We start from the raw sequence: 11,860 nt of genomic DNA on the forward strand, positions 1-11,860 counted from the left end.
GTGCATCGGGCTGGGGGCTTCCCTGTTCCCTGCTTCTCCTGACCTCGAGGGTGGAATGACCGACACGATCGAGAACGACGGGCGTCGGCCGCGTTCCACCAAGCAGCGGAACGGTGTGCTCACCTTCCTGCGCGACCTGCTCATCATCTTCATCGCGGCACTGCTGGTCTCGTTCCTGGTCAAGACCTTCCTGATCCGCTCGTTCTACATTCCGTCGGCGTCGATGGAGAACACACTGCAGATCAACGACCGTGTGATCGTCAACGAACTCGTGCCCGATGCGGTCAAGCTGAAGCACGGTGACGTCGTCGTGTTCAAGGACCCGGGCGGGTGGCTCACCGGTGCCGAGGTGCCGAGCGTCACGCCGACCTCGCAGCCGGCGAAGGCGATCGACTGGCTGCTGACCCAGGTCGGTCTGGGCACCGGCGACAGCGACGACCACCTCATCAAGCGCGTGATCGGTCTGCCGGGTGACAAGGTCGCCTGCTGCAACGACCTGGGACAGATGACCGTCAACGGGGTACCGCTCAAGGAGCCGTACCTCAAGCTGCCCGCGGGGGAGACCCGGGCGTCGGGGACGAACTTCTCGGTCACTGTGCCGAAGGGCACCATCTGGGTGATGGGCGACAACCGCTACGACTCGAAGGACTCCCGGTACAACGGGGACACGCCCTCCAAGGGGTTCGTGCCGATGTCGGACGTCACCGGGCGCGCCTTCGTGATCTCGTGGCCGACCAGCCGCTGGACCTGGCTCAACGACTACCCCGACGTCTTCGCGGGGGTCGAGGAGAAGAGCGGGTGACGCCCGTCCGTCCCTCGCTCCGGGTCGAGAAGTCGCACTTCGCGGCCGGACGGGTGACGGTCATCGGTGTGGACGAGGTCGGACGCGGCGCGATCGCGGGGCCGGTCGCCGTCGGGGTCGCCGCCGTGACACTGGACGTCCGACGGGTGCCGCAGGGGCTCGCGGACTCGAAGCTGCTGTCCGCCAGTCGCCGGACCGAGCTCGTCCCCGTGGTCACCCGCTGGGCGCGGACCGCGGTCGGGATGGCCCCGGCGTCGTACGTCGACGAGCAGGGGATCGTGCCGGCGCTCGGCCTGGCCGGTGCCCGCGCGCTGGCGACGCTCGTCGCGTCGGGGGTGTCGCTGGACGGCGCCGTGGTGCTGCTCGACGGGTCGTTCGACTGGCTCTCACGCGCACTGCCGCCGTCGCTCGTGCCCGCATCCGCGCCGCTCGACGTGGTCGTCCGGGTCAAGGCCGACCGCGACTGCGCCTCGGTGGCTGCGGCCTCGGTCGTCGCCAAGGTCGAGCGCGACGCCCTGATGGTGGCTGCCCACGACGAGGCACCGCACTACGCGTGGGCGTCGAACAAGGGGTACGGGTCCACCGCGCACTACGACGCGATCCGCAGCCGCGGTCCACACGCCCTGCACCGCACGAGCTGGCTGCACGCGGTGTCCGCAGCGCCCGACGCCGTCGAGCTGGCGGGCTTCGACGCACTCGACCAGGTCGCCGGGTGACGTCCTCCGCGCGGCGCGGCCGACCGTCGTCGTTCCTCGTGTCCGTCCCGTCGCCCGCGGGGTGCTCGTGCGCCGTAGACTGTGGCCGCAATGGATGACGACGAATTCGACGACTACGACCGCGAGGTCGAGCTCGCCCTCTACCGTGAGTACCGCGACGTCGTGGCGCAGTTCCGCTACGTGGTCGAGACCGAGCGGCGGTTCTACCTGGCGAACGAGGTGGAACTCGCCCGACGCGACACCGAGCACGACTTCTACTTCGAACTGACGATGAACGACGTCTGGGTCTGGGACGTCTACCGTTCCGACCGGTTCGTGAAGTCCGTCCGCGTGCTCACGTTCAAGGACGTGAATGTCGAGGAACTCACCACGCGGGAACTCGAACTCCCGAAGGAACTCGCACTCGACGAGTGATCGTCGCTTTCTCTTCCGTGCACGTCCTCCGGTATTTCCGACAAATGCACGGTACGCTGGCGGGGATTTCCCGTCCCCACCAGCAAGGAGAACACAATGGCACAGAAGGTCACCGTGCAGCTCGTCGACGACCTCGACGACTCGCCGATCACCCCGGGTGACGGTCGCACCGTCGAATTCGCATTCGACGGCTCCACCTACGAGATCGACCTGTCGAACGACAATGTCGACAAGTTCCGCGACTCGATCTCCGACTACATCGCCGCCGCACGCAAGGTGAGCGGTCGCCGCACCGGTGGAACGGCAGCCCCGAAGTCCGCTCCCAAGCGCGGCAACTCGGAAGAACTCGCAAAGGTCCGTGAATGGGCCAAGGAGAACGGGTACGACGTCTCGACCCGCGGCCGTATCTCCACCCAGGTGCAGGAAGCGTACGCAGCCGCACACTGATCTCCCGCTCCACCGGAACCCGATCGGCCTCCGTGGCCGGTCGGGTTCCGTCGTTCCTGCACAGGTCGTCGTCAGTGGCATTCCGTCCACAGATTGCGGTGGCTTCGCTCGTGGCGCATCGGTGATCGCGACGCTGGGCTCATGGGAACAGCGGAAATGGGCGCTCGGGGCGAGGACATCGCGGTCGACTGGCTCGAACAGCACGGATTCACGATCGTCGACCGCAACTGGCGCTGCGCTCGCGGCGAAGTCGACATCGTGGCGCGACATCAGGACGGACTCGTCTTCGTCGAGGTGAAGACGCGCAGCGGTGTCGTGGGCGGTCATCCGCTCGAAGCGATCACCCGGACGAAACTCCGACGGCTCCGGCATCTCGTCCCGGCGTGGTTCGCCGCACACCCGGAGCACACCGCCGGCCACATCCGCATCGATGCCGTGGCGGTGCACCTCATCGCCGACCGAGCGATCGTCGAGCACGTCGAGGCCCTCGTATGAGCGACATCGGTCGGTCGGCGGCGGTGGCGCTGCTCGGGGTGAGCGGGCGACTCGTCGAGGTCGAGGCCCACCTGACCAGCCAGCTGCCGGGCTTCAGCATCATCGGGCTGCCGGACACCTCGCTCGGCGAAGCCCGCGAACGTGTCCGGTCCGCGGCAGCCAATGCCGGCTGCCCGCTGCCGGCACGTCGCATCACGGTGAACCTCACGCCCGCGGCGATCCCGAAGCGCGGTTCCGGGTTCGACCTGGCGATCGCGATGGCCGTGCTCGCCGCGGCAGGGACGGCACCACGTGCGTCGGGCCGCGTCGTCTACGTCGGTGAACTCGGGCTCGACGGACGGGTCCGGCCCGTTCCCGGCGTGATCCCGATGGTGCTCGCTGCTCGCGACGCCGGCGCCGACCGGATCGTCGTCCCGATCGGCAACCTCGACGAAGCACGTGTCGTCCCCGGGGTCGTCGTGCACGGTGTCGACTCGCTCCGCGGTGCAGCGATCGACGCGGGGGCACTGCTGCAGCCCGTCCACGTCGACCCGGTCCTGACGACGAGCGTGCCCGAGAGCGTGCGGCCCACCGCCGAACTCGGCGACGTCGTCGGCAACGAGATCGGCGTGCGGGCGATGCTCACCGCTGCTGCCGGTGGTCACCACGTGCTGCTGCTCGGACCACCCGGCGCCGGCAAGACCATGCTCGCCGAGCGGCTCCCCGGGATCCTACCCGACCTGCAGTCCGATGCCGCGCTGGAAGTCGCGGCGGTGCGGTCCGTCGCCGGCCTGGGCGCCCGGTCGTGGACGACCCGCCCGCCGTGGGAAGCGCCGCACCACTCGGCGTCGGCGATCGCGCTCATCGGCGGCGGCTCCGGCACCATCCGTCCCGGTGCGGTGTCCCGCGCGACCCGTGGCGTGCTGTTCCTCGACGAGGCGCCGGAGTTCCCCCGAGCGGTGCTCGACGCACTGCGGCAACCGCTGGAGTCCGGCCGCATCACGGTGCACCGGGCCGCGGGGTCGGCCGAGTTCCCGGCGCGGTGCCAGGTCGTCCTGGCGGCGAACCCGTGCCCCTGCGGCCACGCCGGCAGCCGACCCGATCTCGGTGGTCCGGTGTGCGAGTGCACGGCGACGACGGTGCGGCGGTACCTGGGTCGGATGTCGGGGCCGCTGCTCGACCGCATCGACATCCGGGTGCAGGTCCCTCGGGTCACCACCGCGGTGATGCGTCGCGGCGACGGGACGACCCCGACCACGGCCGAGGCCCGGCTCACGGTCGAAGCGGCACGGTCTCGGATGACCGATCGACTGGCCGACACGGCGTGGACGCGCAATGCCGACGTGCCCGGTGCCTGGCTGCGCGGACCGGGGCGTGCCGAGGCGGGGGCGACCGCGGTCCTCGACCGCGGACTCGAACTCGGCACCCTGACCATGCGCGGGTGGGACCGCGTGATGCGTCTGGCCTGGACCATCGCGGACCTCGGCGACGTGGAGCGCCCCGGTCGTGCACAGGTGACCGCTGCGCTCGCCCTGCGGGGTGGACTGTGACCGGGCAGGTCGGGGCGGTCGATGCCGAGGCCGCCGCTCGCGTGGCATGGAGCACGCTCATCGAGCCCGGCGACGCCGCCGCTGGCGTCCTCGTGACGACGCTCGGCGCCGAACGGTCTCTGGCGCTCGTGACCGGGAAGGACCCCGTGCGTGCCGTCGTCGCCGCGCTGCAGTCGTCGGGCGGTGTGGACGTGACGTCGATCGACGACGTCGTGGCCAGCGCGGTGGAACGCTGGCGCCCTCGGTTCCGGCGAGCCGATGCTGCTCGCGTGCTCGATGCGGCCACGGCGGTCGGTGCATCGCTGGTGGTCCCCGGCGACCCGGATTGGCCCGGCGGGCTCGACGACCTGGGAGTGCACGCGCCGATGGTGCTCTGGCGTCGCGGCCGGCCGCGTGGTGGCCAGCCGCCGGTGGTGGAACGCCCGTGTCTGTCGGTCGTCGGCGCGCGGTCGAACACGCTAGCGGGCGCCGAGGCCTGCGCCGAGATCACCTCGGCGGCGGCGGACGCCGGGTGCACGACGGTGAGCGGGGGCGCGTACGGGATCGACGCCGTGGCGCACCGGGTCGCGATCGCCGCGGGGACTCCCACCATCGCGGTGCTGGCCGGCGGGATCGACCAGCTCTACCCGGCCGGACACGTCGAGCTGCTCGGCAACGTCGGTCGGCAGGGGATGCTGCTGGCGGAGTCGCCCCCGGGCACACCGCCCACGCGATGGCGGTTCCTGGCGCGCAACCGGCTGATCGCGGCGCTCGGGCACGCGGTCGTGGTGGTCGAGGCCGGTGCCCGGTCCGGGGCCCTCAACACCGCGCACCACGGGGCGCAGCTCGGACGTCCGGTGTTCGCCGTCCCCGGGGCGTTCACGTCACCGGCATCCGTCGGGTGCCACCGGCTCGTGGCCGACGGCGTGGCGCAGCTGGCGGTGCACCCGCAGGACCCCGTTCGTGCTGCCGTGGCGGTCCATCACGGGGGAGACCCCAAGGACCTGTCGGCGCCGCTCACGTCGGCGATCGTCGACCCCGAGGTGGTCCGTGTGGTCGATGCGCTCGGCCGTCGTCCCGTGACGGTCGTCGACGTCGCGGAGCGGTCGGGGCTGTCGGTCGCGGCCGCGACGGATGCGCTCGCCTTGGCGGAGCTGCAGGGGATCGTCGAGCGACGCACCGACGGGTGGGTGCTCGGAGCAGCGGGTCGGACAGGGACCACCGGTCGTGTCACGGGGCGGCGCGCATGAGTGGACGCACTGCCGCCGCCTACGCTGAGCCGCATGGGACACGACGGCGGGAGGCTCGGTGCGGCGGTCGACGCGTTCCTGAACCACGCCGCGCACGGGCGGGGCTTGAGCGACCAGACGGTGCGGGCGTACCGGGGGGACCTCGAGGACCTCCAGCGGTTCAGTGCTGCGCGGGGCGTCGAGCGGGTCGAAGCGCTGTCGCTCGACGTCCTGCGAGACTGGCTGTGGGCGGGCAACGAGCGCGGACTCGCCCGGTCGAGCATCGCGCGGCGCTCGTCCTCGGTCCGGGCGTTCACCCGGTGGGCCAGTGAGACCGGGCTCGTGGGGACCGACCCGGGCGTGCGCCTGCGAGCCCCCAAGGGTGCGGCCCACCTGCCCCGGGTCGTCTCCGAGGACCAGGTCCGCACGCTGCTCGACGGGCTGTCGGCCCGGGCGGCCACCGACGACCCGGGGGCGCTCCGCGACCTGGCGCTCGTCGAACTGCTGTACGCCGCAGCCATCCGGGTCAGCGAGCTGGTGGGCATCGACGAGCGGGACCTGGACCGCACACGACTGACGGTGCGCGTGCTCGGCAAGGGCGGCAAGGAACGGGTGGTGCCGTTCGGTGTTCCCGCGCGCGACGCGATCGAGGCGTGGTCGGATCGCGGACGTCCGACGTTGCTCGCGCGCGCCGCAGCCCCGACGGACGCCTTGTTCCTGGGGGATCGCGGCGCGCGGCTCGGGGTCCGGAGCGCCTACCGCATCGTCGCGCGGCTGTTGCAGGACCTGCCCGGCGAGGGGCCGAGCGGACCGCACACCTTCCGGCACACGGCAGCGACGCACCTGCTGGACGGGGGAGCAGACCTGCGTGCGGTGCAGGAGCTGCTCGGGCACGCCAGCCTCGGCACGACGCAGATCTACACGCACGTGTCGTCGGCCCGGCTGCGCGAGGTGTACCGGACGGCCCACCCCCGGGCGTGACCGCCGGACCCCGGCTCACGTGACCGCCGGACCAGGGCTCACCCCGGCCATGCGGACGCCGGCAGCAGCACGGGCCACTCCGCCGCCGGCAGGTAGGGCGTCGGGTCGACGTAGCGGTCGTCGAGCCGGGCGCCCAGGTGCAGGCACGGCGCCACAGCCGGGCAGTGCCCCACAGCGACCGCGCCGACGGCGTCCCCCTGCGACACCGTGTCACCCTTCGTGACCGAGGGCTCGACCGAGTCCAGGGTGCTGACCAGCCCCGACCCGTGGTCGATCGTCACGACACCACGACCGGCGACCGAGCCCGCGAACGTCACGACCCCGTCGTCCACCGCCACGGCCGGTGTGCCGAGCGCCGCGCCGACGTCGATGCCGCGGTGGCCGGCCCCGTAGTCGCTGTCGGGGGCTTCCCACGGTCGCTCGACCACACGGCTGTCGGTCGGCCACACCCACGGTGCGACGTCGCGGGCACCCGCACCCAGCGGCGCCGACGTCGCCGCCGACGGTGCCGTGGTGTGGGCGGCGACGAGCACCGCGACGGCGGTGGCGACGGAGATGGTGAGCCGGTCCATGGACCCAGCGTCGGGGAAGCGCCGCACCGTCCTGGCCGGGCGGGCCGATCTGTGGAGGCCGGGCCGAGCCTCCAGGCTGTGCAGGAGCGAGCACGGCGACGCCCCACCCGGCGTGCCGGCACGGGCACCGGAGGGCCGATCGCGACCCGGTTATGACCACCGGCCGATCGGAGAGTACAGTCGGGGCCGCTCCGGACCACGCAACGCCGCTCGGACGGCGAACCAGCCGATCCACCGGGGCACCGTGCCCACACAGCAGCACGGCGGCAGAACCCAGGAGCATCGTGAGCACCTCAGCGACCGGGCACGGCGAAGACCGTGCGTTCAAGGGGAAGGTCACCGCGTTCGCCATCGCTGCGGCGGTCGGCGGCTTCCTGTTCGGGTTCGACTCGTCCGTCATCAACGGCGCGGTCGACGCGATCAAGGGCGAGTTCTCGCTGTCCGAGGGTGCCAGCGGGTTCGCCGTCGCCTCGGCCCTGATCGGCTGTGCGTTCGGTGCGTTCTTCGCCGGTCGCCTGGCGGACCGCTGGGGCCGCACACGCGTGATGTTCTGGGCCGCGGTGCTGTTCTTCGTCAGCTCGATCGGTGCCGGGTTCGCGTTCGCGACCTGGGACTTCGTGATCTGGCGTCTCGTCGGCGGCCTGGGCATCGGGACCGCGTCGGTCATCGCGCCGGCCTACATCTCCGAGGTCGCACCGAAGCAGATCCGCGGTCGCCTGGCCTCGTTCCAGCAGCTCGCGATCACGCTCGGTATCTTCGCCGCCCTGCTGTCGGACCAGTTCTTCGCCGTCACCGCTGGCGGCGCGTCCGAGGTCATCGCCGGTCTGCCCGCGTGGCGCTGGATGTTCCTGGTCGGCGTGATCCCGTCGGTCGTCTACGGCATCCTGGCGATCACCCTGCCGGAGTCCCCGCGCTTCCTGCTGGCGAACGGCCGCAAGGACGATGCGCGCGACGTCATGACCAAGATCGTCCCGCAGGACACCGTCAACACCAGCCTGGAGGAGATCCAGGACGGCATCGACAAGGAAGCGAACGAGAAGAAGGGGACGATCCGGGGCAACCGCTTCGGGCTGATGCCCATCGTCTGGGTCGGCATCATCCTGGCCGTGCTGCAGCAGTTCGTCGGCATCAACGTGATCTTCTACTACTCGACCACGCTGTGGCAGGCGGTCGGGTTCAAGGAGAGCGACTCGTTCCTCATCTCCACGATCACCTCGGTGGTCAACGTCGCGGTGACGTTCATCGCGATCTTCCTGGTCGACAAGGTCGGGCGGAAGCCGCTGCTGGTGTCCGGCTCGGCCGGCATGTTCGTCTCGCTGCTGATGGTCGCGATCGCGTTCTCGCAGGCGACCATCGACAAGGCCGGCGACCCGCACCTGCCCGGCGCCTGGGGCGTCATCGCGCTGGTCTTCGCGAACCTGTTCGTCGTGTCGTTCGGCGCGACGTGGGGCCCGCTCATGTGGGTGCTGCTCGGTGAGATGTTCCCGAACCGCATCCGTGCGACCGCGCTCGGCGTCGGTTCCGCGGCGAACTGGGTGGCGAACTTCATCGTCACGATCACGTTCCCGGTGCTGTCCGGCTTCAACCTCGCGGTGACCTACGGCATCTACGCGCTCTTCGCGCTGCTGTCGTTCTTCTTCGTGCTCGCCAAGATCCCGGAGACCAAGGGCCGTTCGCTCGAGGAGATGGGCATCACGGCCGAAGGCGACACGGTCGACGCCAAGGCGTAGCCCCGGCGCCAGACAGGAGGCACGGTGCGGGTCCGAACCGCATCGTGCCTCCTGTCATGTCCTGCTAGTATCTCTGCAGCAGCGCGCTGAGCGCGCTGACTTCGCGTGTCCACGCAACGCACCCGATCACCGGTCCCGCTCTCGAGCGGGCGGTCGCGTGTCAGGGCACCAGGGATCGCGACCTCCGGTCGCAGTCGACACAACCGCACCAGGTGCACGGTCATGCCGTGCGCCGAGAACACAGAAGGAGGACGGCACATGGCCGTCGTCACCATCCGCCAGCTGCTCGACAGCGGCGTCCACTTCGGACACCAGACCCGTCGGTGGAACCCGAAGGTGAAGCGATTCATCCTCGCCGAGCGCTCCGGCATCCACATCATCGACCTGCAGCAGTCGCTGGCCTACATCGACCGCGCGTACGACTTCGTCAAGGAGACGGTCTCGCACGGTGGCACGATCCTGTTCGTGGGCACCAAGAAGCAGGCCCAGGGCTCCATCGCCGAGCAGGCGATGCGCGTCGGCCAGCCGTACGTCAACCAGCGTTGGCTCGGCGGTCTGCTCACGAACTTCCAGACGGTCTCCAAGCGCCTGGCGCGCATGAAGGAGCTCGAGGAGATCGACTTCGACGACACGACGAAGGGCTTCACCAAGAAGGAGCTCCTCATCAAGAAGCGCGAGCTGGACAAGCTCCACAAGACCCTCGGTGGCATCCGCAACCTCACGCGGACCCCGAGCGCGCTCTGGATCGTCGACACCAAGAAGGAGCACCTCGCCGTCGACGAGGCGCAGAAGCTCGGGATCCCGGTCATCGGCATCCTCGACACCAACTGCGACCCCGACGAGATCGCCTACCCGATCCCGGGCAACGACGACGCGATCCGCTCCGTCGGCCTGCTGACCCGCATCATCGCCGACGCCGCTGCCGAGGGTCTCAAGACCCGTCACAACGGTGGCGACGACGACGAGGCCACCGAGCCCCTCGCCGAGTGGGAGCAGGAGCTCCTGGGCGGCGACACCGCCGCTCCGGTAGCCACGGAGACCCCGGCCGCTGCCGCCTCCGAGACCCCGGTCGAGGAGAACGACGCCGACGCGCAGGTCGCAGCGAAGGAGATCGGCGAGCCGATCGCCGACGACGCCAAGAACGCGGAGCCGACCGCCGAGGCCGAGGCCGCCGCGGAGACCACCCCCGCCGAGTGAGTGTCCGAGGGCGCCGGGCCGTCTGGCCCGGCGCCCTCGACGCCGCTCTCCCCTCCACACACGCACAGTCCAGAAAGGACGCCAGTCAATGGCAAACTTCACCGCACAGGACGTGAAGAAGCTCCGCGAGGACCTCGGGGCCGGCATGATGGACGCGAAGAACGCGCTCGTCGAGGCCGACGGCGACTACGACAAGGCCGTCGAGCTGCTCCGCATCAAGGGTGCCAAGGCCGTCGCCAAGCGCGATGACCGGGCCACCTCCGAGGGTGTCGTCGTCGCGACGGCCGACAACGGTGCCGCCACCGTCGTCGAGCTCGCCAGCGAGACCGACTTCGTCGCGAAGAACGAGAAGTTCACCACGCTCGCCGACAAGGTCCTCGGGGCCGTCGCCGCTGCGGGTGCAACCGACGTCGCGTCGGCCAACCAGGCGCCGCTCGAGGGCAAGACCGTCCTCGAGGTCGTCAACGAGAGCGCCGCGGCGCTCGGCGAGAAGCTCGAGGTCCGCACGGTCCGCCGTGTCGAGGGCTCGGCCTTCGAGATCTACCTGCACAAGACCAGCCAGGACCTGCCGCCGCAGATCGCCGTCGTCGTCGCCTACCAGGGTGACAACGCCGCCGAGGCACGTTCCATCGCGCAGCACGTCGCGTTCGCGAACCCGTCGTACCTCACCCGCGACGAGGTCCCGACCGAGGCGATCGAGAAGGAGCGCGCGACCGTCGAGGCGATCACGCGTGAAGAGGGCAAGCCCGAGGCCGCCCTCCCGAAGATCGTCGAGGGTCGCGTCAACGCCTTCATCAAGGGCATCGCGCTGCTCGACCAGGACTACGCGAAGGACAACAAGATCTCCGTCGCGAAGGCCGCCGAGAACGCCGGCATCACGATCCAGGGCTTCGCTCGCGTCAAGGTCGGCGCGTAACGAACCCGTGACGGGGTCAGGAACCAATCGGTTCCTGACCCCGTTTCTGCGCCCGCGGCACCCCGCCGGTCGGCGGCGCTAGTAGATTCCACGAGACGCATGACGAAGGGCGAGTACATGACCGACGAGAAGACCGGACGACGACGGGTCCTGCTGAAGCTCTCCGGTGAGGCCTTCGGTGCCGGGTCCCTCGGCGTCAACCCCGACGTGATCGGCACCATCGCCAAGGAGATCGCCATCGCCGCGCGCGACGTCGAGGTCGCCATCGTGGTCGGTGGCGGCAACTTCTTCCGCGGCGCCGAGCTGTCGCAGCGCGGGATGGACCGTGGGCGTGCGGACTACATGGGCATGCTCGGCACGGTGATGAACGCGCTCGCGCTGCAGGACTTCCTCGAGCAGGCCGGTGCCGCGACCCGCGTGCAGTCGGCCATCAGCATGACCCAGGTCGCCGAGCCGTACATCCCGCGTCGCGCCGAGCGGCACCTCGAGAAGGGCCGCGTCGTGATCTTCGGTGCCGGCGCCGGGCTGCCCTACTTCTCGACCGACACCGTCGCGGCGCAGCGGGCGCTCGAGATCGGTGCGACCGAGGTCCTGGTCGCGAAGAACGGCGTCGACGGCGTGTACTCGGCCGACCCGAAGAAGGACCCGTCGGCCCAGAAGCTCGACCACGTCACCTACCAGGACGCCCTGCTCAAGGGACTCAAGGTCGTCGACGCCACCGCCTTCTCGCTCTGCATGGACAACGGCATGCCGATGCACGTGTTCGGCATGGAGGGCGAGGGCAACGTGCAGGCCGCGATCCGCGGTGAGCGCATCGGCACGGTGGTCAGCAACTGACCCACTCGGCTGACTA

The 11,860-nt window shown here is 70.4% G+C and carries 13 protein-coding genes; 12 read left to right on the top strand and 1 reads right to left on the bottom strand.

All coding sequences use genetic code 11. The features are described 5' to 3' along the window. Positions 1-55 precede the first annotated feature (55 nt). The 8 genes from lepB to MT346_RS00545 all read left to right on the top strand — a co-directional run bounded on the left by lepB (position 56) and on the right by MT346_RS00545 (position 6,592). Positions 56-802 carry a signal peptidase I gene (lepB, locus tag MT346_RS00510; RefSeq protein ID WP_243560665.1) on the top strand — a complete coding sequence of 249 codons (747 nt, stop codon included), beginning with the start codon at positions 56-58 and terminating at the stop codon, positions 800-802. Next, positions 799-1,518 carry a ribonuclease HII gene (locus MT346_RS00515; RefSeq protein ID WP_243560667.1) on the top strand — a complete coding sequence of 240 codons (720 nt, stop codon included), beginning with the start codon at positions 799-801 and terminating at the stop codon, positions 1,516-1,518. Before lepB ends, MT346_RS00515 begins: the two co-directional genes overlap by 4 nt. Positions 1,519-1,608: 90 nt before the next feature. Then, positions 1,609-1,932, top strand: coding sequence for a DUF2469 family protein (locus tag MT346_RS00520; protein WP_056126028.1), 324 nt, complete (start codon positions 1,609-1,611; stop codon positions 1,930-1,932). Positions 1,933-2,028: 96 nt separating this feature from the next. After that, positions 2,029-2,379 (top strand): Lsr2 family protein, encoded by a 351-nt coding sequence (locus MT346_RS00525; RefSeq protein ID WP_243560669.1) that lies wholly within the window; start codon positions 2,029-2,031, stop codon positions 2,377-2,379. A gap of 141 nt (positions 2,380-2,520) precedes the next feature. Next, positions 2,521-2,874: a YraN family protein gene (locus MT346_RS00530; RefSeq protein WP_243560671.1), complete on the top strand. Its 354-nt coding sequence runs from the start codon at positions 2,521-2,523 to the stop codon at positions 2,872-2,874. Continuing rightward, on the top strand, positions 2,871-4,403 hold the full coding sequence (locus MT346_RS00535; protein ID WP_243560673.1) for a YifB family Mg chelatase-like AAA ATPase: 1,533 nt from the start codon (positions 2,871-2,873) through the stop codon (positions 4,401-4,403). The genes MT346_RS00530 and MT346_RS00535 overlap by 4 nt, the downstream gene beginning before the upstream one ends. Beyond that, positions 4,400-5,632: a DNA-processing protein DprA gene (locus MT346_RS00540; protein WP_243560675.1), complete on the top strand. Its 1,233-nt coding sequence runs from the start codon at positions 4,400-4,402 to the stop codon at positions 5,630-5,632. The genes MT346_RS00535 and MT346_RS00540 overlap by 4 nt, the downstream gene beginning before the upstream one ends. A gap of 33 nt (positions 5,633-5,665) precedes the next feature. Continuing rightward, on the top strand, positions 5,666-6,592 hold the full coding sequence (locus MT346_RS00545) for a tyrosine recombinase XerC (protein ID WP_243560678.1): 927 nt from the start codon (positions 5,666-5,668) through the stop codon (positions 6,590-6,592). 38 nt (positions 6,593-6,630) lie between these two features. Here the strand turns inward: MT346_RS00545 and MT346_RS00550 are convergent, their stop codons facing one another. Then, the gene (locus tag MT346_RS00550) at positions 6,631-7,164 is read right to left on the bottom strand and encodes a M23 family metallopeptidase (RefSeq protein WP_243560680.1); all 534 of its coding nucleotides are present in this window, start codon (positions 7,162-7,164) and stop codon (positions 6,631-6,633) included. Between the two features lie 284 nt (positions 7,165-7,448). Between MT346_RS00550 and MT346_RS00555 the strand changes: the two genes are divergently transcribed. The 4 genes from MT346_RS00555 (at position 7,449) to pyrH (ending at position 11,844) form a co-directional block, all read left to right on the top strand. Continuing rightward, positions 7,449-8,894 (top strand): sugar porter family MFS transporter, encoded by a 1,446-nt coding sequence (locus MT346_RS00555; RefSeq protein ID WP_243560682.1) that lies wholly within the window; start codon positions 7,449-7,451, stop codon positions 8,892-8,894. Positions 8,895-9,152: 258 nt separating this feature from the next. Next, complete coding sequence (gene rpsB, locus MT346_RS00560) at positions 9,153-10,091, top strand: 30S ribosomal protein S2 (protein ID WP_243560684.1); 939 nt, start codon at positions 9,153-9,155, stop codon at positions 10,089-10,091. Between the two features lie 88 nt (positions 10,092-10,179). Further along, complete coding sequence (gene tsf, locus MT346_RS00565; protein ID WP_243560685.1) at positions 10,180-11,007, top strand: translation elongation factor Ts; 828 nt, start codon at positions 10,180-10,182, stop codon at positions 11,005-11,007. Positions 11,008-11,124: 117 nt separating this feature from the next. Continuing rightward, the gene (pyrH, locus tag MT346_RS00570; RefSeq protein WP_243561063.1) at positions 11,125-11,844 is read left to right on the top strand and encodes a UMP kinase; all 720 of its coding nucleotides are present in this window, start codon (positions 11,125-11,127) and stop codon (positions 11,842-11,844) included. Positions 11,845-11,860: the final 16 nt, after the last annotated feature.

It is taken from the genome of Curtobacterium sp. VKM Ac-2922, assembly GCF_022815645.1.
In the GTDB taxonomy this organism is placed as follows: domain Bacteria; phylum Actinomycetota; class Actinomycetes; order Actinomycetales; family Microbacteriaceae; genus Curtobacterium.

Excerpts from the sequence above, each read along its gene's own strand:
- lepB (WP_243560665.1), top strand. The coding sequence starts at position 56 with ATGACCGACACGATCGAGAACGACGGGCGTCGGCCGCGTTCCACCAAG.
- MT346_RS00520 (WP_056126028.1), top strand. The coding sequence starts at position 1,609 with ATGGATGACGACGAATTCGACGACTACGACCGCGAGGTCGAGCTCGCC.
- MT346_RS00525 (WP_243560669.1), top strand. The coding sequence starts at position 2,029 with ATGGCACAGAAGGTCACCGTGCAGCTCGTCGACGACCTCGACGACTCG.
- MT346_RS00530 (WP_243560671.1), top strand. The coding sequence starts at position 2,521 with ATGGGAACAGCGGAAATGGGCGCTCGGGGCGAGGACATCGCGGTCGAC.
- MT346_RS00535 (WP_243560673.1), top strand. The coding sequence starts at position 2,871 with ATGAGCGACATCGGTCGGTCGGCGGCGGTGGCGCTGCTCGGGGTGAGC.
- MT346_RS00545 (WP_243560678.1), top strand. The coding sequence starts at position 5,666 with ATGGGACACGACGGCGGGAGGCTCGGTGCGGCGGTCGACGCGTTCCTG.
- MT346_RS00550 (WP_243560680.1), bottom strand. The coding sequence starts at position 7,164 with ATGGACCGGCTCACCATCTCCGTCGCCACCGCCGTCGCGGTGCTCGTC.
- rpsB (WP_243560684.1), top strand. The coding sequence starts at position 9,153 with ATGGCCGTCGTCACCATCCGCCAGCTGCTCGACAGCGGCGTCCACTTC.
- tsf (WP_243560685.1), top strand. The coding sequence starts at position 10,180 with ATGGCAAACTTCACCGCACAGGACGTGAAGAAGCTCCGCGAGGACCTC.
- pyrH (WP_243561063.1), top strand. The coding sequence starts at position 11,125 with ATGACCGACGAGAAGACCGGACGACGACGGGTCCTGCTGAAGCTCTCC.